This is a genomic window from Alkalibacter saccharofermentans DSM 14828, assembly GCF_900128885.1.
GTDB lineage: Bacteria > Bacillota > Clostridia > Eubacteriales > Alkalibacteraceae > Alkalibacter > Alkalibacter saccharofermentans.
Genome location: NZ_FQTU01000004.1, coordinates 77,028 through 104,017 on the forward strand (window position 1 = coordinate 77,028; position 26,990 = coordinate 104,017).

Sequence of the window (26,990 nt, forward strand, 5' to 3'; positions counted from 1 at the left end):
ACCTCCATCGATTATTTTATATTTAATATAATTTATATTTGCTGCTTTCTGACGGTTCATTAACCTCAGATTTATACTTTCTAATTCTTGCAATCAACATATTAATAAATTCAATAGCTTCACCTTCGACCACAATATCTGATATACTGCAAATTGGAGCATTTCTATTTGTATTTACAGAAATTATGTTTTCAACGTTCTTTAATCCTTCAACATGCTGTATTGCTCCAAAAATGCCAAGTGCCATATAAAGCGTAGGGCTAACTGTCTTTCCTGATTGCCCCACTTGAATATGCCGATTTGCAATACCTCTGTCAACGATTTGCCTACTTGCACTAACTGTGCCACCAAGTTCGTCCGCTAGTATTTGTAGTAGATTAAACCCTCCGCCGACGCCTGCTCCTCCCGAAATCAATATTTTACTGTCACGTATGTCATAAGAGTTCGCTTTATTGAAAACTGAAATCTGCTTAATTCCTACATTTATAGGCTTGTCATATTCAAATTTGATTAATTTTGTATCGGCAGTACTAATTGGTTCATATTTAAATATATTTTGTCGTACACTCAGCATTATTGGACCTTCGCCTTTATTTTTTATACCAGCTAAAAGTCTTCCGCTAAATGCAGGTCTTACCAGCTCCAATCCATCTTTGCTTTGACGTATTTCTGTTACATCAGCTGTAAGACCTGTATGAAGCCTCACTGCTAATCGCGGTGCCAACATCCTGCCAGCCCAAGTTCCAGGAATTAATATTAAATCAAAATCAAATATCCTATGAATATCTAATAATATGTCTGTAAGTGTTTTAAAGTCATATAAACTTATTTTTTGGTTATCTACTTTTATGACATTATCAAATAAGCCTATCGCTTGTTCATGAGCGCTGTTAACAATAACACAATAGGATTCATAAGATTTAGATTTATATATTTGGCGAGCAACTTCTAATAACTCCATACTGTTTTTTATGTTTTCACTGTCGACATAAATCAAACATCTTTTCATTTAATTAATCCTTTTTCTTTTAAAAATTTAAAAACTGTCTCGACGCCTTCATCGTTTGCTTTAACCAATTTTTTATCTCTCTTGTGGAAATGCTTGGTGTAAGTATTTGCAACCTGGGTTAATGAACCCTCTATACCTACTTCCTTTTTTTTGAAATTCAGATCATTGGCATTCAACATTAATATTTGAGATTTCACTTCTTTATTCATGTCTCCCTTTTGTACATATGGAAGCTCGTATTTGCTTTCTCTAGTCAAGCTAATGATTCCAGGCATTGAAATTTCATAGCATATTGAAGCATCTTCTTTATCAACTACTATTGTTGCAGATTTCTTATTTATATCACTGATATCAACTACACCTGATATTTGGTCTAAACCAAGCCACTCAGCTATTTGAGCTGGAACATGTGAAGTGTCTCCATCGACTGCATTTGTACCTGTTAAAATGCAGTCGAATTTTTGCTTAGATAAATATCTAGACAATATCTTGCTAGTAACGTAAGTGTCGCTTCCAGAAAATGTTCTATCGCTTAAAATAACTGCTTTATCAACTCCTAAGCGAATGAGATCTTCTAAATGCGGCACAACTGAACTTGGAGCCATTGTTACTACTTCTATACTTGCTTCAGGATATTTTTCTTTGACTTTAAGCGCATAGGCTACTGCACAAGCATCATCAGCGTTTAACATTAGCCGAATATTGTCTCTTATTAGTGTATTGTTTTCGAAATCATAATTAAAATTGTCAACATTTGGCACATATTTAATGATGCATATTAGTTTCATATTACATATCCTTTGCAGTCTCTAATTTTTCTGCAATCGCTTTTTCCTTGCTGTTTAGATGAGAATATACTGACAGGATTCCGACACCTATTAATCCCAATGCTGCACTTACAATAAAGTATGCATTATATCCTCCTTGGTCACCAAATGTTGCCCAAAGAAAGCTGTTTAATTGAGGTAATATAATATCCGGTAAATAGCCTATAAATGAAATTACTCCAATAGCCGTCCCCATCATAGCTGCCTCAATTTTTGACATACCCAGTAAAGACCAATATGTTCCACGAATCATATACAAGAAAACTCCTAGACCAACTACTATGATTTGGAATAATCCTGCCATACTTACTGGCAACAATGCTGATATAGCTAAAAAACATGCAGCCCCGATTAGGGCTATTCTTATAGTTTTAGTACGACCAATCCTATCAGCTAAAAAACCACCTATGAAACCTCCAACGGGACGCATCCATAGTATTACTACCGTTATAGTTCCGACACTTACAGCATCGATTCCTATATTTGTTTGCAAGAAGCCCCCTATATAATATACCGTCCAAAAAACCGAGTAGCCCATAAATATAATTCCACCCATAAGGTAAATATATTTGTTCTTCAATAGCTTACCAACATCTCTAAGATGAAACTTTTCATCCTCACTAGATTCTCCATTATTTTCAGACATTGACGCCAACTTTTTATCATCATCGACAAATATCAGAATCAAAACTCCAGTAGCAAAAACAATGACTGAATACAGATAGATTACTGCTACCAAAGCCGACTGTTTATCTTGTATAAAATCGCTAGTTCCCAATATGGAAGCAAAAATCGCAAGGCCAACACTAGCCATAACTGCTTCAACTATCCCACGTCCACCATCTAATATCCCAAAGAATCTACCTTCCTCATTAGATCTGGAAAGCATTTTTACAATCTTCATATGAGCACTCCAGAAAGTAAATACAGAAAAGATGCCCCATAAAAAGAATATTATATTAACCGATGTATAACCCGGTACTTGTGCAAACCAAAATCCACAAAGTGCTGTACCTAGAAGCGAAACCCCGATTAACTTTTTTGCTGAAAATCTATCAGCGATCAAGCCACTAGGTATGTACCCGATTACATAGGCAATCCCAAGCATTGAATAAAAGTTATTAAGTTGAGGTTGGGTTAAGTTGAAAACCTCTAAAATGGTCACTTGATAATTTGTTCTTAAATATATAACCGGATAGATTGCCCCTGCTGCCAATACTATTAAGAAAAATTGGAAATATCGACGAAAATTATTATTATTCATAAGCCCTCCTACATTATATATAATTTTTATATTTTTGATAAATCGGCAGCAACAGCTTATGAGCTGTTGCACTTACCGATGAAAAATAGTTTTGCATTACTATCTTATGTATTTGTTTATTCCCTCTGCCTGTGGAAAAATTGTTCCATAATTCATTATCCCATTTGGATCAAATGCTTCTTTCAACTTTTCAAGCATGTAATAAGCTGTTCCATGTTCGTCCTTTGTCCACTCACTCCTGTATTTACCAATTCCGTGATGATGGCACATAGATCCTCCTGCTTTTAGTGTTTCTTCTACAATAATCTTTTGTATAGGATGGTGATAAATTATCATCTCATCTTCTGGCGCACAATGAATATCATAGTTATATACAAAATACATATTTGTGCCATTTAAATAACTATGTGAAGAGTGCCCTCCAAGCATTGTCAGATCGTGAGCTCTTGGAAATTCATTTCTAACTCTATCTATTACATTGTTGTATATCAAAGGAATCGTTTCCCAATCCGCTGAAATTTCTGTCGTGAATCCCGAATGGCTGTTATTTTCGATCATCCCTTCTATCTCGTCATCAATATCTTTTTGCGTCCAGTTTAAATGATTGAACCAGTCTTCTATCAGGCTGCTATCAACCTGCTTTATTATGCCCTCATTATATTTTTCTGCTGCCTCTTCTATGGCTTCGCCAGTTGCTTCGACTATCTTTTTTGGCCCTTCTGCCATAAAAATAAGCACACATTTATTTTCGTGAAAATGATAAAAATGTTGAGCAGCATCTTCTTCAGAATAAGTTCTAGCAACTGAAGGTCTAAATCCGTTAACCATGACTTCTCTAAGGACTTTGATTCCGGTATCAACGTCTTTAACGAGATAACCATAAAACTTATTATTTTCTGGATAATAACGGAATATTTTTATCGTCACTTCGGTTATAAAGCATAAAGTGCCTTCATTTCCAATAACAATGTGCCTAATATCCGGGCCACCAGCACGCCTTGATACATTTTTAATTTTTGCTATATGTCCATCCGGAAAAACGCACTCAAGACCAACTACCATATCTTCAATTCCCCCATATAGTGTAGAGAATTGACCTATGCTCCTTGTTGAAACCAAACCGCCATATTTTGCAACAGGTTTTGACTGAGGTGAATGTCCTGTTGTATATCCTATTTTCCTTAACTCTATCTCTAGCTCCTCAAGTGAAACTCCTGCTTGAACTGTAGCTTGTGAGTTATATGAATCAATTTTTATGATTTTGTTCATGTAAAGGGTATCGATTACAACAGTGATGTCTTTCCAATTTTCCAGTCCGCCTTCAGTTGCAGTATTTCCACCTCTAGGTATAACATTTATTTGATTCTCATTACAAAATTCAAGAATTGTACTTACCTCATCGCTATTATAAGGATACACAATGGCAACAGGACTTGGAACATCTAGAACTTTTCTTGCTTTTGCATACTTCTTATATCTATCTGCAGAAGCTTCATAAAGATCACTCTCTTTTGTATTAATTTGCTCTGGTGATAAAATATTGTTTAATGCAGTAATTAGGTTTTCTGAATTCAACATTTATTCCTCCTTCAAGTCACTCTCTTATAATTATCAGCTTAATAACCAATAAATAATTAAGGGCGCTTCTTTAGGTATTTTTCGTGATCACAACTTGATTATATAGACGCCTATAGAAAATGTCAATAATAAATCAGAAAATTTTCTTATTATTTTGTGTTAATGCTGTTTTGGTGTATTATTTTCCGTTTATTTTCCGTTTATCATTGGAAAATTTTCCGTACATATTTACATCACGACATCTCCGTGATAAAATAAATGTAATAAAACGATAGAGGTGATCCACAGTGCTTTTATAAATATATCAAAGATGGAAATAGAAACCCAGAGAACCTGGGAGAAAGGGAATTAATTAAATCACCATCTAATGATGATTTGATTATATGTGAGTTATGATACATATAGATTTTAAAGCGTTAAATGCCTTGGAACAGGAAATTCACAACAAGCTTAAAGAACATAGCAAAAACTTTGATACCATAAAAATAACTGAAGCAGCAAAATTATGTGAGTGTTCAATATCTAAAATATCAAAGTTCGTGAAAAAGTTAGGATTTGTAAATTATAAGCAATATATGGATTTTTTGCATGGAAGAGAGATGTCGTCTTTCAATAAATCTGATGAGTTAAACCGGGTTCAAAAATTTATTGAAGACTTCGATGAAAACAAAGTAAATGAATTAATAGCTCTGATTGAAAATCATGATAAAATAGTTATTTTTGGATATGGTCCGTCTCTTATATGTGCACAATATTTTGAGTATCGATTAAGGACATGCACCAATAAGGTCATAGTAGCAGTTTCAGATGAGATATCTATATCGTCTATGGCTAATGAATCTGATTTAGTACTGCTTTTAACAGTTACTGGAACTTTTAATACTTTCGAAAACATCTATGAAACTGCAAAGCTAAAAGGTGCTAAAGTTGCTATACTGCTTGAAGAGTACAACGCTAACCTATTTGATCAATGTGATCGCATATTTTGGCTTTCAAAATACAATCAGCCGAATGAATTGTTGCCATATGAAAAGTCCAGAACAATATTCTTTATTTTTCTTGAAGAAGTGGTACAAAAACTTATGTATAAAAATAAATCTCATTAAGTATTTTTAAATAGAGTAAATAAATACAAAAGCACGGAAAAGGGAATACCCCGAAATCCGTGCTTTGTTGTGCGCCCAGCATGGGGGCACAATAAATCTGACCCGCCATTAATCAAAACTCAGGCGGGTCAGATTCAAACGAAAAGTGGGTCATTTTTACTCGACAATCGACAATCAACAATCATTATTCAATAAGCACCATTATTAAATGCCTGTTGCCAAAGTCAAATTATTTTATTAACTACCTATCGCCTCATCTTGTTGCTTAACTTTTTTCATTATCAAATCAGCTTTTTTTATAGCATCACTAGCTTTTACGCTCAAAATCTTCTTGCCTTTGAATCTCTCCATATTCTTAAGCCCTGTATCGTTTGTAATAATAACATAATCTGCCAAATCAACTTCTTCTTGCTTTATGACATTCTCGACACCAATAGATCCCTGAGTCTCTACTTTAATATCAACTCCGTGCTTTTTTGCCGCATCTTTTAGTGAAGCTGCTGCTAGGTAAGTGTGTGCAACTCCCGAAGGGCAAGCACAAACTGCAACAATTCTCAAAATAATCTCTCCTTCCAATTAAGTTGTATTTCGTATTTCTAAATAATTTTTTAGCTCAACATTTCCATTTCTAAATCCTCATCTGCATCTTCTGCAACAACAGTTTTGAGTGCATTAACTGTAAATGCTGTAATGACTACTCCAACTACTACTGATACCAAATATCCAATCGGATTACCTATTACAGGTAAAACGATCAACCCACCCCAAGGTGCAGCATTAGTAGCTCCAAACATCATAGCTAGGGCTGATCCGACTGAACCACCTATCATCATAGAAGGAATTACTCGCAGCGGATCCATTGCAGCAAATGGAATCGCCCCTTCCGAAATAGCTATAGTCCCCATTATTAGTGCCGCTTTACCATTTTCTCTCTCTCCCATAGTGTATTTTTTAGGTGCTAAGAACGTTGCCAGTGCCATTCCTAATGGTGGTATGCACACACCTACTCCAACTGCTCCCATTACTGTTGTAACACCAGAACCAAGAAGTCCTACACCAAATGTATACGCTACTTTACCTACAGGTCCACCCATATCAAAAGCACACATTGCTCCTATTATTGCCCCTAACAAAATTTTGTTACCAGTATTTAATGCCACCAGCCAATTAGTCAAACCTTCCATCATCGAAGCAATAGGGGCACCTATCCCCCACATTACCAATGACCCCACTAACAAAGTGGTAACAAGAGGTATAACAAATATTGGCATGACTGGTTTTAAAGTAGTCGGAACTTGTATCTTCTTCAAAAGATGTGCAATGATTCCAGCTATGATACCTACTATTAACCCACCTAAAAAGCCTGCGCCAATAGAATTACATAGAAATCCGCCGATTGCTCCCGGCGCTAGCCCAGGTCTGTCGGCAATCGAGTACGCAATGTACGCTGCCAAAAAAGGTACCATTAATGCAAATCCTGCTGCCCCGATATCGAAGATACCCTTTAGAAATGTTCCTTCATCAGGAACAGATGGCGAACCCGACATGGCTACAGATAATGCTATCAATACCCCTCCAGCTACAACAATTGGTATCATGTGCGACACGCCTGTCATAAGGTGTTTTCTTGTGTCTTTTAAAATTTCCATTAACTCATTCATTCCATTCTTCCTCCTTATTTTTTAATTAATATGAAAAGTTAACATATTACATATTTCTTTTTTATCACCAAGATTTTTCAGCCTTTCTCTAAAATCTTCTTCAATTAGTTTTTTTGATAGCTCCGCTAAAACTTTTAGGTGATAATTACTTGAGGCTTCAACAGGTACGGCCAATAAAAAGATTAGGTTTACTTCCTCTTCTTCATTCCACATAATCTCTTGCTTTAAATTCATAAATGCAACTGTGGGTGTTTTAACTCCTTCAGATTTTCCATGTGGAATAGCGATACCAAATCCTATACATGTCGGAAAACATTTCTCTCTATCATGTACCGATTGTATATATGTTTGATAATCATTAAGTCTACCTAACATATGCATGCGTTGACTCATGAATTCAATTATCTCATCCTTGGTTTTAAAATCTTGCGCGGTAAATATCAGCTCATCATTTATCAATTCTTCACTGTATGTTTTCTCCATAATTAAATCTCCTTAGCATAGTATTCATCTGTTCTGTACTCTCAACCTGTTTTAAGTCATTCATATATTTCTCGTTTCCTAGCATAGAATAAAATTCACTAAATATTTTTGTTGCTATTCCGTATCCTTCAATCTTAAGGCAAAGCAAGAAAATCATTTCAATGACTTCATATTTATTTATTATTGGCTTATCAAGCTTAATTACTGCAATTTTTGAATTTCTTACATATTCAATTGTTGGATGGGGTATCGCAATCCCTTTGCCTAAATAGGTAGACGAGGCGTTTTCCCTATTTAGGACACTTTCAACAAAACCATCCTTTGCATACGCATCTTCTATTAGTCTATTGCCATATTTCTCTATAACGTCTTCATATTTTGTAAGTTCTTTTTCAATAAAACAATAATTTTCTGTTATCAAATCTAAATCGCTGTATGATCTTGTGTTAGTTTCTTCTTGAATGGGTTTTTTAGACTTGATTTCGCCGATGGCTCTATTGATTTTTGCTACATCTTCCGTCGTTACTAAAGTGCTGATCTTTACCACTTTAGGCGAATGCTTTTTAAATGGTATGGTAGAAATTATTAAATCACATGAATCTATCAGCTCTTTAGTCAATTTTTCTACAGACAGTACTCTTGTTATTTCCATATTGGCGAATTGATTTGCCAGCTTACTTTTTAACCATTGTGCAGTACCTATTCCACTTGAACATACAATTATTGTTTTAACATGGCATTTTTTACGATCAACTGCTGCCGCTATATGCATGGCAATATATGCAATTTCGTCTTCATTAATTTGCAATCCACATTCTTTTTCAAATATTGTTCCGCAAACCCAAGATGCGCAAAATATTTCACCATATTCACTTTTTATAGTCTCTAGCATAGGATTTTCTAATCTTAAATCGTTTTCAAGCCTAACAATAACAGGTCTCAAATGCAATACAAGAGATGTTCTTAAAAAATCATCTACATTAAGATCAACATTTAATATTATGCCTGTCAAATTTATAATCTCATCTGCAATCTTTAAGAGAAACTCTTCTTGACTTCCTAAAATCATCTTGCAATTATCTTCTGTAAGTTCTTCATATATTTTAGAACCTAACAAATGAAGACAAATGTAGCAGATCTCATCTTCTGGCATAATTACAGTAAAGGCAGACTCGAGTCCCTCTACCAACTTTTTTGCTACTGGATATATATCACTTCCTTTAAATTTTTCATTGAAATCCTTGGTCATTGTAATCTCACGGTTTTCCTTAACCCTTCGTATGATTATGGCAATATGAGTTATCAAGTTTATGAACGCCTGCTCAGTAAAGATAGTACCTAGTTGTTTCTCAGCTAGCTTTACCAGCCTTTCAACTTCAGCGAGCTCAATTTCCGGAAAAAACTCCTTTAACCTCATGCTATTTACCATGCCTAGTCGATAATCTGAAATATTATTTTCAAAATCATCTTTCTGATACTGGCTATTGCAGTTTTTTGATAAAAAATCAACGATTACCTTTCGAAAATCGATTTCTGCACCCTCAATCCAAAAGCCTCTACTTTTATTTCTTATCAATTTGAGACCGCGAGATTTCAACCATTCATCTACCACATCAAAGTCGTTGGCTATTGTAGATTTGCTACAATAGAGCTCGTCCGCAAACATTTGCATAGTGTAGCTGAATTTGTTTATCAAGAGAATTTCAAGTATATAATTTTTTCTAAAATCCGAATCATAGTCTTCGTTCTGGGTCATCAACTGCTTGTACTTGGTCTTAATTTGTTGTCTTTCTTTGTTAGTTGCCTCGATATATATTCCTACATTTGGCTTCTTGACCAACAAAAACCCTTCACTTTCAAGTACCTCCGATATCGTTTTAATGTGTGTTCTGATAGTCCTTGAAGACTTGCCTGTCTCCCATGCCAGTTTCTTGGTCGTAATAGGTGTTTTTGCATCTAGTAACATATTCAGAATTTCGAAATTCAAATTTTTATTACTTTCCAACTAGATCCCTCGCCTTCAATCTGTTGTTGATTTTATGTTATCATCATTCATCGATTATTAAAATACGCCCCTGTTCAACGTTGCTTCCGCATTGTTGGAAAACAACTGTACATAATAAGACTTAAGTCTATTTTTCTTTAATCTGTTGATGTTTAACATAAAATTACATCTTTCCATAACTTGTACGTGCTATTATTTCATTTTGCAATTCGCCAGATAGTTCAGTAAAGTATGCTGTATATCCCGCTACCCTCACAACAAGGCTTCTGTGTTCCTCAGGTTTATTTTTAGCCGCAATCAAGTCTTCTCTATTAATAACATTAAACTGAATATGTGGTATCTGTAACTTTACAAATGCCCTAAGAAAAGAGACGAAATTTTCTATTCCTGATTCCGTTTTAAAAATACTAGGCAAAAACTTCATATTAAGAAGTCCACCATTGCTTGTAAGACTGTTATTCAGTCTAGAAACAGACTTTAATACAGCAGTTGGGCCTGATATATCTCTTCCATACACAGGGGACATCCCACCATCAGCAAGTGGTTCGCCTAAAGATCTGCCATCAGGAGATGCGCCCAGGTTTTCTCCCATAGGGACATGGGCTGATACTGTGTACATTCCTGTGTGATATTTTCCGCCTCGATAATTCGTATATTTCTCAAGCTCGGCTTTAAAAAACTCTGCCCACTTTGCCCCTAATTCATCCACCCAGGAAATATCATTTCCATATTTAGGAGACTTGTTTAACAAAATCGCTTTGAGAACATCATATCCTTCAAAGTTATTTCGAAGAGCATCCATCAATTCATGACTTGAAATCCTTTTGGTATCAAATACAAGGTGCTTAATAGCAGCTAAGCTGTCAGCTAGATTTGCCACCTGTATCATCTGAATGCCCGACAAATTGTATTTAGCCCCTCCTCTTGTTACATCTATGCCCGTTTCCATACACCTATCAATAACTGCTGACAAAAAAGGAGATGGTAAATGTTCTTGATGTGCCTTCTCAACTACTTCGCAAGCGATTGCCATTCGTTTTATATATTCACGAATATTTTTGCCGAACTTTTCTTCTAACTCTTCATAATTTTTAAAATTTTCAAGGCTACCGTAATCTTTTGTCATCTGTTTACCTGTCAATAGGCACTTTCCATTGTTTATTGTGAGTTCCAAAACCTTATTAAGATTAAACATAGCTGCATCGCTCCAACCTAGGTTATTGCCTTGAGTAGAAATTTCAACGCATCCTACAATTACGTAATCTTTAACATCCTCTTCTTCAATATCAAGCTCCCGAAGAGCAGGCATAATTGATTCATCGTTGAAAAATTGAGGCATTCCCCCACCTTTACCTACTACTCTAACCGCTTCTTTTAAAAATTCAATTGGTGTATTTTCATGCAATCTGACAGATAAGTTGGGCTGAGGGAGCTTCAGATGTTCTTGAGCTTTTAAGAAAATATATGAAAGTTCATTTGTAGCGTCTCTTCCTTTTATGTCCTGCCCCCCAACGGCTATGTTAAATCCTATTGGAAACCCAGCAAAAAACTTTGCACTATGAGCATTTCTCATATAAACAATTTGATTATATTTAATCCATATAGCTTCTATAATTTCAAGGGCTTCTTGGTCAGTAAGAATTCCTTCATCTTTATCTTTTTTATAGTAGGAATATAAATACTGATCCATCCTACCTGGCGAAAAAGAAGAAGCATTTGACTCCATATGAAGAACTGTGAATAAAAACCATATCGACTGCACAGCTTCATGAAAAGTTTCTGGTACTTTGCAAGAGAGCTTTTTACATATATTCGCAACACCTTCCATGCTATTTCTAAGCATTGTATCCTTCTGATGTTTTGATCTTTCCATCAGCAAATCATGATATCTCATCATATAAGTTTGAACGCCTTCCATAACAAGGATTACGCTTTGGTAGAACAACTTTTGATTATCGTCTGATTTTTCGAGCTTTTCCTTAGCATCTTTTATTATTCCTTTAGGCCCAAGCTTAAGCCATTTTGCAACATCAGGTGAAATGTGACCTTGCGCATGATCTTTTTGATTTATTTTAACTACTTTTTCTATTTCAGATATCTCCGTTCCATAGCGCTGTCTGATAACTGCTTCCATGGAATCCTTTTCCCAGTAAGGATATACTTTTTCTCTAAATATTTTTATGTCTTCATGTCTTACATTAAATTTATCCTGCGGTCTTTCGTTTATTGAGTCTATTTCTTTATCTATCCATGCAATGCCACTTTCAGGGAAAACCACGCCACCTCTGATCCCCTTTGTTCTATTTCCGACAATTAGCTCTTCTGGATGGACATCTATTTCTAATTTGCAAAGGGCATTTTTAAGAGACAACGCTCTTTTTATTTCCACTGGCTCACCCACATTTTCTTGATAAGTTTCAGTTATAATAAAAGCCTGCTCTATTGACAAGTACCTCTCTTCTTTCATCATCTTATCTTTGAGTGTTAAAATCCTATTTGTCATCGTAAGTTCCATATCCTCGCCCTTTCTGCCGATACAGCAATTATTGAATCGAATTGTTTTTATTTGTTTCGTATTGTTTAGGATTATTATAACTTTCATCATATTTCTTTGCAAGCTGAATATTTCTCTTATTTTAGTTATTCCATATGTAAAAAACGTAGAAGCAGCACATCGTATAATGATGTACTGCTTCTACGCTCCAACATTAGGAAATATTAAATTTTTCCTTAATTCTAGTAAATTCTTCTCTAGCTAAAGGATCTCAACGTCAACTTTTGTTAAGTGCTTCATTATTTTTTCCGGCGGCAATTTGTCAACTATAACACCTGTGATATCGCTTAATTTTATAAATTTATAATTACCATCTCTTAGAAATTTGCTCTCTTCGGCTTCAATATAGACTTTTTTGCTCGCCTTAGCAGCAACAGCTTTAGTTACTCCATCTTCCACATGATAGCTATAAGCACTGTCTTTATAGACATCCAGTCCCACTACGCCCAAAAAACACAAATCAAACTTGAACTTTTCAATAATCTCATTACTCAAGCTGCCAACAAATGCATCACCTGGATTATTCAGCATTCCTCCAACAGATATTACAGTTATGTTTTTACTCTTGGCAAGTATAGAAACAATCTCTAACATATTTGTAACCACTATAACCTCTTTGTTACAATCAAGCAAAAGATTAGCAAGCTGAATATTGGTCGTTGAAACATCCAAGAAAATAGTATAACCGTTTTTTATCAGTTCCATGGCTTTAGTTGCAATAATTCTTTTTGCCTTAATGTTCACATTTTTTCTAGAAGTCACCGTAAACTGATGAATGTTATTTCTCGGAAGCACGGCTCCCCCATGCGTACGTTTTAATAGCCCTTCTTTTTCTAAATACGTAAGATCCTTTCTGATGCAATCTTCAGTAACTCCAAGCTCAGAACTTAGATCTTTAACTTTCACAGTTCCATTTTCATTTAACAATGAAATAATGTTATCATATCGTTCTTCTGCAAACATATAAATCTCCTTTATGATATATTAAATTCATTCTTGTCGCTTTTGATTTAACGTAAATATATTACAATTCAAAACAATTGTCAACAATGCAAAACAATAAATTACTTGATACAAAATGACCCCTTACACTTTTTAAAAGAACATGGATACCTATGTTCATATACAGCTATATTCCAGAGTATCTGACACTTCCAAGTTCATGCATGCTTCAATCTTTGACGCGCCCAGTATTCTTTGATTATTTTTTTTTAATAAAGGGCTGAAAATGAAGGATGTTTTATACACCCTTCATGTCATTTTTGGCGGTTGGTTGAAAAGTGTCCCTTATTTACATTTAAATGATAGACCACAAAAGTCACTTGGGGGATTGTCCCCAAGTGCATATAAAAATACCTATTTAAATTCCTAAAAAAACACATAGAACTAACCGTACCCAAACTGTGTACTAAAATGGGGTCACTCCAAAGTGTCCCCTTCTATTCTTGCAGTTCTAGATTGCCATAAACAGCTTGTTTTATTGTGCACATGCGATTATTGACCGCTTACCGTTTGTCATGTATCTCCAAAGCATTTCTTGATATTTCTTTACACTATCGCTGTACATACTTAAGTACTTTGCCTTTTGTCATCGCATTATTGCCTTTCGATATGATTCACCAATTTATTTCACGGCTTCTTCAATCTCTACAGCAACTGAAACGGTTGCTCCCACCATACTAAGATAGTTTTCAACCTCCAATCTTAACTTTTATGAATGTCTCAATCTTATCAATGAACTCTTTAAGCAATGAATCGTCTAGACGTTCTACGCTCGGGTTCCAATATTCAAGTCCCATATAAGAATATTTACTTTCTGCAAACCTATGGTACGGTAAGAAATTCACTTCTCTAACCCCAATTTTCTCGGCAAATCTGATTATTTGGGTGATATCATCCAAACTATAATTGAATCCTGGTATGACAGGAACACGGATTACTAAACGTTTAGCAATCTTTGTTAAACGCTCGCAGTTCTCCATTATACGTTCACATCCCACACCTGTATATTCAATATGTTTTATGTTATTTGTACTTTTAATATCAAACAAAAACACTTCCACAAGATGAGCAATTCTCTCAAAATTCTTCCAGGGTACATAACCACACGTTTCAATTGCGCTACTAAGATTTTTAGTTTGACATAGATTAAGTACTTCTTCCAAAAAATCTATCTGAAGCAACGGCTCACCACCACTGAATGTTACGCCACCATTAGTGCGTTTATAGAAAGAGACGTCTTTGAGGACTTTTTCAAGAACGTCTTTAGGTTCCATATACCGCCCCTTGACATACTTCGCTTCCGCGTAACATCTATCCGCACATTTACCACAACCGGTGCATCGCGAACGATCAAAACCCTTAATGCTTGAAGCTCCCACCTCACATACCTCGACACAAAAACCACAACCGATACATAATTCAGGATTGAACATAAGCTCCGGTAAAAGATTGATCGACTCTGGATTGCAGCACCATCTACAATTTAGTGGACATCCCTTTAAAAACACCGTAGTTCTTATCCCAGGACCATCATGAATTGAAAATCTTTGAATATCAAATACGCAACCCTTCATTTTAATACTCCATCAGACTAGTTCGATTTATAATATCATTTTGCACATCTTTGCCAAGAATGGTAAAAAACGCACTATAACCAGCTACACGGACAACAAGTGATCTATATTCATCAGGATGCTCTTGTGCTCGAATAAGATCTTCTTTCGTAACTACATTGAACTGTGTTTCCCACACCTCACAATCTACTATACTTCGCATGAACTCGCCGAATATTTTTTCGCTGTCTTCACCTTTAAATATTGTTGGATGTATAAGCTGATTCAATACCGAACCATGCCCTGCCCGTACATTCGAGAGTTTGCCAGCGGATTTCAGTACAGCTGTTGCACCAGACTTATCATCTCCATGTGTGGGAGATATACCCCCATCATTAAGAGGCTCTCCTGCATGCCTACCATTTGGAGTAGCCGCAGTACGTTCACCATTCGGAATATTTGCCGTAAGGTAATAGATTCCTGCAGTAAACACACCTCCTCGCGCATCCTTATGTCCTTCAAGGGCATCACAAAATACTGTCATCGCAAAATCAGACATTTCATCAACTTCATCTATATCATTGCCATATTTAGGTGCTTTGTTTTTCAGCATCAATCTCAAAGGTTCCTCTTCAGAGAAATCACTTTTTAATGCATTTATAAGTTTACCCATGCTCAGCTTTTTATCATCATAGACGAGTTTTTTTATCGCCACCAAGGAGTCTCCTACAGTTATTGGGCCAACCCCTAATGGTGATATGAAATTATACTTTGCTCCTCCGCGTTCAAAATCCACACCTTTTTCTATACAATCATCAATAACAACCGAACAAAATGGCAATGAAAGATATCTTTTATGGCACATATCGATAACCCTGTCATATTTAACAAGATTATCTGTAAAATAATCTACTTGCTTTCTATAAGCTTCTTTTACATCATCAAAACACGAAAATGAAGATGAATCTCCAGTATTAGGTCCCATTTGCTGATTTGTTAGCATGCATCGTCCGTCATTTAGCGCCAGTTCAAAGCATTTTGCAAGGTTTAAATGACCACTGTTTCCCCAACTATTAGTTTTACCGTCTATTACAGGTTCGCTACATCCTAGAAAACTAAAATTATATGCATCCTCATGACTGATTCCAACCATTTTTACCGCACGCTCTATTAGCTCATCGTTATATATTTTCACTTTATTAAGACCTGACTTAACATTCTTAGTAGCCGCATCTATTAGCCTCTGCGAAGTACCTTTATGTATCCTAACAGCAATATCCGGCTGTGCCAACCCTATTCGTCTGTCAGCTTCCAAAACAAGTATGGAAATATCGTTAGTGATATCACTTCCGTCCTCTAACGTTCCGCCAATTGTTATCGTCTGACCATGAGCTGGACCCGTATTAACCGCAGCAGATTCATTGGATGCTATTTTATCTATTTCAGATAATTTTAAATATAGACACTCCATAAGCTCGAGTGCATGCTTTTTATCTATTTCCCCCGCATCAATATCAGCTTTATAGTAAGGGTATAAGTATTTGTCCATTCTACCAAGGCTTATAGCGAGACCATTTCCTTCAAGTTGAATTGTCAGCTGAACTAATAATATGAACTGAAGAGCTTCCCAATACGAAGACGCCGGTTTTGCAGGTATTTTTGCGCAATTTTCTGCTATCTTTATCAACTCTTGTTTCCGAAGAGCATCTTTCTCAGTCTCAGCCATTTTTTTAGCCAGTTCAGAGAATCTCTTCATATAACTAATTGCTGCTTTCATCGATTCTATAGTAGAGAGATAAAACTCGCGTTTCTCTACATAATCATCATTATACATGTCAAGTGCATGCATCCTCTTTTCACACCTCTGAATAATTTTATCTAATCCATTTTTTAATAAATACTCGTAATTAGGTACTAAATGTCCTGGAGATTTTGCAGCATAACTAGCATTATATATGACTTTGCTATCGAGTACCGGCTTGAATTCATCAGGTACACAAGCCATAATACGTTCGTCAAGTGAACGTCCTTTCCAATACTCAAGTAATTTTCTCATCGTAGCCTTTTGATCCTCGGTTATATCAAATTTATCACCTGGGCGCGTTGGAAAATCATCCATTTGAGCAGATATCCATCCCCCCGAATATTCTGGAAACAACGGAGCGCTACGCACAAATTGAGTATGGCAACCTACTAGAAGTTCATTTTCATGGATATTAATGCTCATTTTGTCCATCAAATGACGAAGCGCAAGAGCTCGTTTCATAGGCTCAGATTTATCTTCATTTTTTTTATAACTCTCTGTTATTAGTACTGCACGCTCAGTGTCAGCCATCCTTGCAGCCGATAAGAATGTGTTCCTGAGTTTTGCTATTCTATCATTCATATTCTGTGCCTCCATATAAATTACTATTTTCTTTATTACTTTAATTAAATGATATTTTACTTGCCTTGCTTCTTCCATTTATATCAATAAATGATTTTATCACAACATATGCGATATTTTTATCTACTCTCTGATTTCCTTCTTATTCTTCACTGTCTAGATTGATATTCACTGCTTATCTGCCACCAATTTCAACATTAACATTCGTTCCTTTAAAATATTCTTTATAAGTTTCTAAAGCAGTCTGCTCAGGCATTTCAGTATCTTCCATTTTAAATTTTATTTTCAACAATTTATATTTATAGTGTCCGTATTTATGAAATGGTAATATTTGTAGCGTGATTCCTGATTTGAATTTAGAGAAAAAATCTATCATGCTATGTGCATTTTGACTCGTATCATTTACACCAGGAATAAGCGGCATTCTAACAATAAAGTTTTTATTTAACTCATCAAGTTTGATAATGTTTTCTAAAATTATTTTATTTGAAACTCCTGTATATTCTTTATGCATCTCCTCATCTATTAATTTTAAATCACAAAAAATCAAATCTGCATATTTTATAATTTCTTTCATTTTATTCCAATCAGAATATCCTGTTGTTTCAATTGCAGTGTTTATTTTTTCTGCTTTACAATGTTTGAGTAGTTCAACCGCAAATTCAAACTGATGCATTACTTCTCCACCTGACAATGTAATTCCTCCACCTGAAACATTATAATAGGATAAATCTTTCTTCACTATATCTAATACCTCATCAACTGTCATTTTATCACCAAATATATCCAAAGCACCAGAAGGGCAATTTTTTATACATAACTCATTTAATTTACAAATATTCAGATCAATGAATATTTTTTTCTCATCTGATATTCGAACAGCTTTCTCTGGGCATACTGACAAACAAGTCAAACAACTAATGCACTTATCTTCTTGCCAAAATATTTCCTTTCTATTTTTTATAGATTCCGGATTACTACACCACTTACACTTTAATGGGCATCCTTTCAAAAAAACTATTGTTCTAATCCCAGGTCCATCATGTATGCTATATCTTTGGATATTGGTTACCAATCCTTCAATTTTTCCCATTTTATCTCCTAATTTAACCACTGACAATACTTTCTATTCTCAAAATTAAAACTTCTTCTTTCTTCACCAAATTTAAGTTTCTTTACTCAGAATACAATGTATTTGAATAGCAGTTCATTTATTGGTATAGAAATAAATCTTTTAACTTGAAATTTTACTAGACAATCATCTTCATGTTATATGGATTCTATTATTTTAAATTAAATAAGTATACAGTATAAACAATTCCATTTATACTGTATATATATATTATTAGTATAAAGGTGAACTTCAAGGTTCACCTTTATATCTATACTACATACCTGTAATCGCTTTTGATAAATAACCCACAATCAAACCTAATATACCATAATCCATCTCACCCCAAGATGTTCCCGATGATATTAACACTTCCCCAGTTAATGGTATTAGCAATGCAATTGTAAAACTAATCATTACTGATGAAATTATTGCTGATAAAATAGCCCCACGTTTTCCACCAGTAACATTTCCAAATACTGCTGCAGGGCCGCTAGCAAAGAAGTGTGGTACAACTCCAGCTATAACTACATATTTGAATGCTAAAGGTCCCGCCATCAATAAAGTGAATACTAACCCTAATGGAAAGCTTATTAAAAAGCCTAATAACCACGCATTTGGAGCATATGGCATAACTACAGGACAATCTAAGCCAGGTTTTGCATCAGGTACAATTTTTTCAGATATTCCTTTAAAGGCTGGTACTATTTCAGCAATAATCATTCTTACACCTGCCAACAAGACCGTTATACCAGCACCAAATTGAAGACCTTGCATTATTGACCACATTATCCTATCTTGTGTTCCAGTATAATTTGAAGCTATATCTCCACCAGCAATGAACGCTACTACTATGAACACAATTACCATTGTAGATCCAGTTGCCAAAGTAGTATCTCTGAAAAACATAGCCCATTTTGGCAATTTTATTTTTTCTGTACTGTCTTCAGGATCTCCTACAAATTTTCCAAGAAATGCACCTATGAAACAACCTATGTTCGTAGAATGGGCATATGCAATTCCTGCATTATTTGTTATTTTATCCATATATGGTTGAACTAGTGCTATAATCAACGGGCAGTATATACCGACAATCAATCCACCTAGTAGAACTAGGGCCATACCAGAGAGAGGTGTATAAAGCTCCAACATCACCGTTACAAGAAGTGCTATATATAATAAATGATGTCCAGTTACATATATATATTTGAATTTAGTTAATCTTGCAACAATTACATTGACGCAAAATCCTGTTACCATAACCAGTGCACCACTAGCACCATATTCTAACAACGCTACTGATGCGATAGCTTCGTCATTGGGTACTATACCCGTGATCCCAAGAGATGCTTCTAGCATCCCTCCAATTGGTGAAAGTATACCTACTATGTGCCCAGCACCTAATCCAAGTATCATGAAACCTATGATTGTTTTCATAGTTCCACCGATTATATCTGAAAAATCTTTCTTTTGAACTAGTAATCCGACTAGAGCAATTGCTCCTAAAAGGATTGCTGGTTCTCCTAATATTTGCGTCGCAATGTATGAGATGATATTCATTAATCTTACCCCCTATGTTCATTAATTTTTATTTAAATCAAGATAGTATAATAGATTTTACAAATTTCGTTAATATATTAATCTGAACAAATGCAAAGTTTGATTATTTAAATATTGATTTATTTATAATTTGTCTGTTATGATTTTTTCATGTACTTTATGCACCACCTTCTAAACAAGTTAATGTGTAAATATTTGTATTAATAACTATATTCGTAACTTTTTTGTTATAATTAATTTAATAACACGGGAAGTTCTTCTAATGTATCCCAATTAATTGAAGAGCTTCCTTCATATTCGTAAGATCAAAATCCTATCTAAATTTAATACATTATTTCATAAGTTTAATTCTTCAATAATAGTTTGCAATTTTTCTTTCATTTCATCAGTTCCTGCAACATTTTGTACTGATACATATTTTTTGCCTGATCCATCAAAATATTTTTCTAAGTCAGAAGTAATTACAAAGAAGTCACAATCAGCGTTAATCATAGTCCCCAAATCTCCATGTGCAACATTAAAATTTGTTATCTCCATTTCTTTTAAAGCTCTTTCACATGTCATTTTTAATAATAAACAAGTTCCTAAACCACACCCACATGCTGTTGCAATTTTCATATCTAGACCCCCTTTCTATAAACAATATTCAGATCTGCTTATTATATCTTGCTGTTGTATGGGGTCTAATGCTGTAAATAACCCTATGTGTTAGGATAGTTGTCATGAGCCTTAAAAAAATATATAGTAACTAAACAGACTAAATATTTTGGAGGAACCCATGGCAAAGTATACTGAAGAATTCAAACTGAGTATCATCAAACAGATGCTATCCCCGCAAAAGAAATCCGTTAGCCAACTAGAAAAAGAAACCGGTATCGCTCGGCAAACCCTATTCGCATGGAAACGTCAAGCGAAAGAAAATGGCATTGTCATTACAGATGGTGAAGTCCAAACGGAAAAATGGAGCACGAAAGACAAATTCATGATCGTAGTGGAAACCGCATCACTCAACAACGCAGAGCTATCAGAGTATTGCCGTAAAAAAGGTCTCTATGTCGAACAAGTGGAAGCCTGGAAAGATGCGTGCATGCAAGCAAATGGTGGTGTCGCCCAAGAAGCAGAAAAACTGAGTAAAGCCAATAAAGATAAAGAAAAAGAGATCCGAAAGCTTGAAAAAGAACTAAAGCGCAAGGAAGCAGCTTTGGCTGAAACCGCTGCACTTATTGTACTTCGAAAAAAGGCCCAAGCCATCTGGGGGGACAACGAGGAAGAATGACATCACCGGAAGACCGATTGCTTGCAGTCAACTTCATTGCAGAAGCGGTCAGCAACGGAGCAAGAGAAATAAAGGCTTGCGAAGTCCTCGAAATCAGCCAAAGAACACTCCACAGATGGCGTAGTGATAAAGAACCGGCACAAGATCAAAGACCCCATGCAAAGCGCCCTGAGCCCAAAAACAAGCTGAGTGATCACGAAAGAAAAAAGATCATTGAAGTGGCAAACTCTACCGAGTTTCAGAGTATGCCTCCCAGCCAAATCGTTCCGGCATTGGCGGATAAAGGCGAATACATCGCATCAGAATCTACCATGTATCGAGTACTCAAAGAGAAAGAGATGAACAAGCACAGAGGGGCTGTCAAAAAAGCGATAAAACGTGCAATATCAACACATTGCGCAGATGGACCCAATCAGGTATGGATGTGGGATATCACGTATCTGCCGGCATATGTGAAAGGATTGTATTTATACCTGTATTTGATCATCGACTTGTTCAGCCGTAAAGTCGTTGGCTGGGAAGTTTGGGAGAAAGAAAGTTCTGAATACGCCAGCCAGGTCGTTCGAAAAGCGATAATGGCGGAGAATCGGACCCATGATCCACAACCTTTGATTCTTCATTCAGACAATGGAAGTCCCATGAAAGGGGCAACCCTTCTGGAGACATTATATTCACTGGGCATTGTACCTTCAAACAGTCGGCCAAGAGTGAGCAACGACAACGCTTATGCAGAATCCGTATTCAAGACATTCAAATATCGACCCGGATTTCCACATAAGGGTTTTGCAACCATTGATGATGCCAGGAGTTGGGTGCAGAAATTTTCAAGGTGGTACAACACACAGCATCACCACAGTGGTCTTAATTTTCTGACCCCCAACCAGCGACATGACGGACTGAGTGATCAGATATTTGCGCAACGCATCGCAGTTTATGAAGCAGCAAAAACAATGAATCCACAGCGTTGGTCACGTAGCATTAGGGATTGGTCAATTGAGGATAAGGTTTGGCTTAATCCCGAAAAGTCACAAGATAAAGATCTTCAAATCTTATAAAAACTTATTACAAATTTTTAAGGTTTGCACGACAACTATGTTGACAAACACCGATAACGCACTGTATCCCGCTACTCTAACTACTAAATCTCTATATTCTTCTGGATTTTCCTGTGCTTTCTTAAGTATATCTGTCGAAATAATATTGAATTGAACATGCCATCCCATCTTAGAAAAAAATGTTTTTATTAATGAAATAAATTTATTTATATCAGAATTATTTTTTAGTATACTAGGTTGAAATCTCATATTTAATAATTGTCCACCAGTTGTTAATAAAGTAGATAATTTTGATACTGAGTTAAATACTGCTGTTGGACCAAATTTTTCAGTACCATGCATAGGTGATATACCATCTGCCATTGGCTGGTTGGCCTTTCTTCCATCAGCGCTTGCCCCACATGCCTTTCCGCAAGGTACATTGGCAGAAATTGTTACTGTTGCAGGCATAAATATTCCTCCTATTGGCCCCCTTCCAAATCTTGTATTCTTATACTTAACAATATCTCTAATAAAAATGTCATAAGCCTCTCTTGTCAGATTATCAACTTCATCAATATCATTCCCATATTTTTCTGCATGATTTAATAATATTTGTCTAATTTTTTCGCCCTCCACTCCATCAAAATCATTATCTAATGCTTTTTTTAAATCATTCAATGTTATCTTTTTTTCATCAAAGCACAATTTTTTGATTGCATATAAAGAATTCCCAACATTTGGCACCCCGACTTGGCAACCACTTATCATATCATAAATAGCCCCACCTTCTTTAATAGTCTTCCCTCTTCCTATACAATTTTGTACCAATGCAGAACATACAATATCTGGCACTAACTCTTCCATCGCCAAATCGTTAATGTTATCAGCTATAACATGTAACTTTGTAAAATATTTCAATTGTTTTTCCCAAGCTTTCATTACCATCTCAAATGATGTAAAATCATCTAACTTGCCTAGCCCTTCTTCTAGTTGTATTCCACTTCTAGTATCTACACCATTATTTAAAGCCAATTCTAATACTTTTAATAAATTTAACTTACTCTTTCCATTTGCCCTATAACCCCATTTTCCTGGAACTTGAACCTCCAAACAACCCATTGTTGCATAATTATAAGCATCTTCTTTCTCAACCCCTCTGAGTATAAGTGATGGTATTATAACTTCATCATTTACTAACGCAGGCATACCAAATCCCTCTTTAATAACATCAACACACATCATCATAAGCTTTTCCGGTGAATTTTGATGAATTCTCACGTAAAAATTTGGCTCACTTAACTTAATATCACCTAAAGATTTGAGCATTAAATAAGTTAATTCATTAGTCTGATCATTACCATTAACATCCTGACCCCCAACAATGATATTTTGATATGTTGGATAACCTGCAACAAATTTTGTATGCGTCCAAGGACGTAATTTAATTATCGAAAAGATTTTAATGTAGAAACAGTGCATTAATTCTTTAGCAAATCCCTTGTCTATAATTTCAGAATCAATATCATTTTTATAATATTTATATAGATATTGATCCACCCTTCCTAAAGACATTGAATGACCATTAGATTCAATCTGTAGTATTAAATGCACAAAGTATAACAGCTGAATAGCTTCATAATAATTTTCAGGCGGTTTCATAGAAATATTTTTACATACCATATGAATCTTCTCTAATTCATCTTTTCTGGCAATTATATCAGTCTTACTAATTAATTCTTTAGCTAAATCTGCATACCTATTGATAAATCTAGTACAACCTTCAATTGTAATTATAACTGCTTGTAAAAATATTCTCTTCCTTAAATCTTCTGGATTAGTTTCATCTAAATTCCTTAGTTCTTGTTCTGCTTTATTTTTCAAGCCACCGAAACCTAAGTCAAGTATCATTTTATAATCAGCAATTATATGGCCTTCACCTGCAGTTACATTTCCCTCCCAACCTAAAACACCTATATATTTTTTGTCTTTTAAAACATCTTGAGTTTGCGTCTTGTAGACTCTGTCTTTTAAAGTTTTTCCTTTCCAAAATTGCAGTATTTCCCTTAATTCATTTTTATATTCTTCTTTTAAATAGAATCTATCTCCATCTCTTTTCTCAAACTCATCGACTTCATTATAAATCCAATCCCATGAATATTCTGGAAAGATTGGTGCAGTTCTAGTTTTATATGCCTGGTTTCCTACAATCATTTCACCATCTTCAATATAAATCGACATATTGTCTAAAACTTCTTTAACCATTTTTGCTCTTTTTATATCAATAGGCATATCTTCATTTTCTTTATAGACATTCGTTATTATTCTGGCTCTTTCAATACATATTTCAGGTTGAGCTTCAACCACTGTCTTTCTTAGCTTTTCAATTCTTTTACTCATCCCACTCATTAATACTTCTCCCTTCAGACACGTTCTCAATCAAATTAAGCACTTCTCTAATATCTTTACTTTCCCTTAGAATTCTTATGTAATTTTCATTACTTAAGATAGAACTTAAATCCGCCATAACTTTTAAATGTGAGTTATTGTCAGTCGCACTTAATGCAAAAACCAAATCAACCGGATCATTATCTTTGTTGCCAAATTCCACAGGTTTATCTAGCCTAACCAAACTCATTGAAACCTTTTTAGACCCATTACCTGGTCTAGCATGTGGCATAGCAATTCCTTTCGCTATAACAATATAAGGTCCCAGTTCTTTAACCGATTCGATCATAGCATCAATATATCTAGACTCTGCACAATCAGCTTCTACTAATAACCTTCCAGCCTCATATACAGATTCTTCCCAATTATTTGCATGATGACATAAGTTTATATTTTCTTCTTTCAGCACATCTGATAACATAGGCAAATCTTCTCCTTTTTCGTAATATTGAAAAAATTCTATTTTTAATTCTTTTGTTAGTGAATCCCTATCTTGTATTTCGCAATGTTTTTCGATAATTGATAATAGCTCCATAATATTTGGCTTGTATTTATTATTTTCTGCTATAAATTGAACATTTAAGAAAGTTTCAATTTTTTTAATATCTTCCATAGTCAATAATGGTGAAACTTTAACTACTTTTTTATTTGAACTAATATCAAAATCTACTGTCGCTATAATAAGATCGACTGAATTTAAATCATCATCTGTTATGTCTAAAACCGATACTTCTTTTACAATCTCTAATTTTGGAAATTCATACTTCATTCTTGATGACAGCATTTTAACGGTACCAAAACCACTCCCACAAACTAGTAAAGCCCTTATTTCATTTTTTATCTTTCTTTTAGATCTTTCAATGCTTGCTCCTATATGAAGTGTTATATATGCCACTTCATCATCTGGTATTTGGTCTACACCATAATTTCTAAATAAATTTTCACATTGTATTTTTACAACATTGAAAACATTTTTATATTTAACTTTTATTTCATTTAGCATTGGGTTATTAATAAACATTTTATTGGACATTCGGACTAAAGCTGGTTCTAGATGAAGCATTATCCCTTTAATTAATTGATCGTCTATTAATATCTTCTCACTTATTTTTTTATCAATATTATTAATTAAACGCAGGCTAAGGTCTTTCAATGTATTATCGTCTTCTTGTTTCCTGTGTGTTTTAGTTTTGGAACCAAGCAAATGCAATGTTATATAACCTATCTCATCATCATTAATTACAACGTCAAACTTTTCTTGATATTCATTTACGACCGATTTTATTATATTGAACTCATGATTATTCATTATTTTTTCTAAGTTTCTTGCTTCAAAACAAATTGCTTTTTTTGATTTTAGTCTTTTAACAGCTAAGGCAATATGCACCATTAACGCAATGAATGAAGAATCGACAAGTTTCGTATCTGTTTCTTTCTCAAGCCTTGTAATTAATTCACCTAATAATCTAATATCTATACCATTAAAAATCATATTAAAATATTGGGATGATACGTAATCCATACTCGTTGATGTATCTATTATCTCTGATGATAATTTCTCAAGATATCTTACAATATATTTACTATCTATTTCATAGCTTAATAGTTCTGTTACAGATTTCCTCCAATCACTCTCAGTAGTTTTTATAAATATACCTTTTTTGGTTTTTTTTATAAGTTGTATGTTTTTTTCTTGAAACCAAATTTCTACATCTTTAAGTGTTTTTGCGACAACAGATTTCCCTAAGCAAAGTTCTTCACTTAAATCACCAATTGTTATTGGTTTGTCAGCTGCTAATAATCTAGAAATTATATATTTCTTCTTTTGCTCATTTGTTAAAAATACCTCCTCCGGAGTCTTTGAATTTAATTCATTTAAAACTTTATATTTTTGTTCTTTTGAACTTTTAATCAATATCCCCAATTTAGGAACTTTGTACATAAGTATATTGTATGATTTTAGAAGGTCTTCTATTTCATCTAAATCATATCTGATAGTGCGCGTACTGACATTAAACTTATTTGATATTTTTTTTGCACTTATATAATCAGTCTGATTAAATAAAAACTCTAAAATTTTTTTTGTTCTTAGCTTAAGATACAATTTGTCCTCTCCTATCCTCATTCAACTTA

Annotated in this window: 20 protein-coding genes; 3 read left to right on the top strand and 17 right to left on the bottom strand. The window is 34.7% G+C overall.

Features of this window, described 5'->3' with window-relative positions:
* Positions 1-22 precede the first annotated feature (22 nt).
* From BUB93_RS04235 to BUB93_RS04250, 4 genes are all read right to left on the bottom strand, one after another.
* The gene (locus BUB93_RS04235) at positions 23-1,009 is read right to left on the bottom strand and encodes an electron transfer flavoprotein subunit alpha/FixB family protein (protein ID WP_073269836.1); all 987 of its coding nucleotides are present in this window, start codon (positions 1,007-1,009) and stop codon (positions 23-25) included.
* Positions 1,006-1,797 carry an electron transfer flavoprotein subunit beta/FixA family protein gene (locus BUB93_RS04240; protein WP_073269837.1) on the bottom strand — a complete coding sequence of 264 codons (792 nt, stop codon included), beginning with the start codon at positions 1,795-1,797 and terminating at the stop codon, positions 1,006-1,008. Before BUB93_RS04240 ends, BUB93_RS04235 begins: the two co-directional genes overlap by 4 nt.
* Position 1,798: 1 nt before the next feature.
* Positions 1,799-3,100: an MFS transporter gene (locus BUB93_RS04245; RefSeq protein WP_073269838.1), complete on the bottom strand. Its 1,302-nt coding sequence runs from the start codon at positions 3,098-3,100 to the stop codon at positions 1,799-1,801.
* Positions 3,101-3,199: 99 nt separating this feature from the next.
* Positions 3,200-4,678, bottom strand: a complete 1,479-nt coding sequence (locus BUB93_RS04250) for an FAD-binding oxidoreductase (protein WP_143159056.1) — start codon at positions 4,676-4,678, stop codon at positions 3,200-3,202.
* Positions 4,679-5,070: 392 nt separating this feature from the next.
* On the opposite strand from BUB93_RS04250, the gene BUB93_RS04255 reads away from it, so the two are divergent.
* Positions 5,071-5,784 carry a MurR/RpiR family transcriptional regulator gene (locus BUB93_RS04255; protein WP_073269839.1) on the top strand — a complete coding sequence of 238 codons (714 nt, stop codon included), beginning with the start codon at positions 5,071-5,073 and terminating at the stop codon, positions 5,782-5,784.
* Between the two features lie 237 nt (positions 5,785-6,021).
* Here BUB93_RS04255 and BUB93_RS04260 read toward each other — a convergent pair whose 3' ends face one another.
* From BUB93_RS04260 to BUB93_RS04310, 11 genes are all read right to left on the bottom strand, one after another.
* Complete coding sequence (locus BUB93_RS04260; RefSeq protein WP_073269840.1) at positions 6,022-6,342, bottom strand: PTS fructose-like transporter subunit IIB; 321 nt, start codon at positions 6,340-6,342, stop codon at positions 6,022-6,024.
* A gap of 50 nt (positions 6,343-6,392) precedes the next feature.
* Complete coding sequence (locus BUB93_RS04265) at positions 6,393-7,445, bottom strand: PTS fructose transporter subunit EIIC (protein WP_073269841.1); 1,053 nt, start codon at positions 7,443-7,445, stop codon at positions 6,393-6,395.
* Between the two features lie 21 nt (positions 7,446-7,466).
* Positions 7,467-7,928 carry a PTS sugar transporter subunit IIA gene (locus tag BUB93_RS04270; RefSeq protein ID WP_073269842.1) on the bottom strand — a complete coding sequence of 154 codons (462 nt, stop codon included), beginning with the start codon at positions 7,926-7,928 and terminating at the stop codon, positions 7,467-7,469.
* Positions 7,909-9,933: a BglG family transcription antiterminator gene (locus tag BUB93_RS04275; RefSeq protein WP_073269843.1), complete on the bottom strand. Its 2,025-nt coding sequence runs from the start codon at positions 9,931-9,933 to the stop codon at positions 7,909-7,911. The genes BUB93_RS04270 and BUB93_RS04275 overlap by 20 nt, the downstream gene beginning before the upstream one ends.
* Before the next feature lie 163 nt (positions 9,934-10,096).
* Positions 10,097-12,448, bottom strand: a complete 2,352-nt coding sequence (locus tag BUB93_RS04280) for a glycyl radical protein (protein WP_073269904.1) — start codon at positions 12,446-12,448, stop codon at positions 10,097-10,099.
* 240 nt (positions 12,449-12,688) lie between these two features.
* Complete coding sequence (locus BUB93_RS04285; RefSeq protein WP_073269844.1) at positions 12,689-13,450, bottom strand: DeoR/GlpR family DNA-binding transcription regulator; 762 nt, start codon at positions 13,448-13,450, stop codon at positions 12,689-12,691.
* A 728-nt stretch (positions 13,451-14,178) separates the two neighbouring features.
* Positions 14,179-15,063: a glycyl-radical enzyme activating protein gene (locus tag BUB93_RS04290; RefSeq protein WP_073269845.1), complete on the bottom strand. Its 885-nt coding sequence runs from the start codon at positions 15,061-15,063 to the stop codon at positions 14,179-14,181.
* A 1-nt stretch (position 15,064) separates the two neighbouring features.
* Positions 15,065-17,428 (bottom strand): glycyl radical protein, encoded by a 2,364-nt coding sequence (locus BUB93_RS04295; protein WP_159432061.1) that lies wholly within the window; start codon positions 17,426-17,428, stop codon positions 15,065-15,067.
* 175 nt (positions 17,429-17,603) lie between these two features.
* Positions 17,604-18,521 (bottom strand): glycyl-radical enzyme activating protein, encoded by a 918-nt coding sequence (locus BUB93_RS04300; RefSeq protein WP_073269846.1) that lies wholly within the window; start codon positions 18,519-18,521, stop codon positions 17,604-17,606.
* A 294-nt stretch (positions 18,522-18,815) separates the two neighbouring features.
* Positions 18,816-20,099, bottom strand: a complete 1,284-nt coding sequence (locus BUB93_RS04305; protein ID WP_073269847.1) for a PTS ascorbate transporter subunit IIC — start codon at positions 20,097-20,099, stop codon at positions 18,816-18,818.
* Between the two features lie 336 nt (positions 20,100-20,435).
* On the bottom strand, positions 20,436-20,717 hold the full coding sequence (locus BUB93_RS04310) for a PTS sugar transporter subunit IIB (protein ID WP_073269848.1): 282 nt from the start codon (positions 20,715-20,717) through the stop codon (positions 20,436-20,438).
* Between the two features lie 160 nt (positions 20,718-20,877).
* On the opposite strand from BUB93_RS04310, the gene BUB93_RS04315 reads away from it, so the two are divergent.
* Positions 20,878-21,375: a transposase gene (locus tag BUB93_RS04315; protein ID WP_073269849.1), complete on the top strand. Its 498-nt coding sequence runs from the start codon at positions 20,878-20,880 to the stop codon at positions 21,373-21,375.
* On the top strand, positions 21,372-22,430 hold the full coding sequence (locus tag BUB93_RS04320) for an IS3 family transposase (protein WP_073269850.1): 1,059 nt from the start codon (positions 21,372-21,374) through the stop codon (positions 22,428-22,430). Before BUB93_RS04315 ends, BUB93_RS04320 begins: the two co-directional genes overlap by 4 nt.
* On the opposite strand, the gene BUB93_RS04325 is transcribed toward BUB93_RS04320, so the two are convergent.
* Both BUB93_RS04325 and BUB93_RS04330 read right to left on the bottom strand, forming a co-directional pair.
* Positions 22,425-24,818, bottom strand: a complete 2,394-nt coding sequence (locus BUB93_RS04325; RefSeq protein ID WP_073269851.1) for a glycyl radical protein — start codon at positions 24,816-24,818, stop codon at positions 22,425-22,427. The genes BUB93_RS04320 and BUB93_RS04325 overlap by 6 nt on opposite strands.
* On the bottom strand, positions 24,802-26,961 hold the full coding sequence (locus tag BUB93_RS04330; RefSeq protein WP_073269852.1) for a BglG family transcription antiterminator: 2,160 nt from the start codon (positions 26,959-26,961) through the stop codon (positions 24,802-24,804). Before BUB93_RS04330 ends, BUB93_RS04325 begins: the two co-directional genes overlap by 17 nt.
* Positions 26,962-26,990 lie beyond the last annotated feature (29 nt).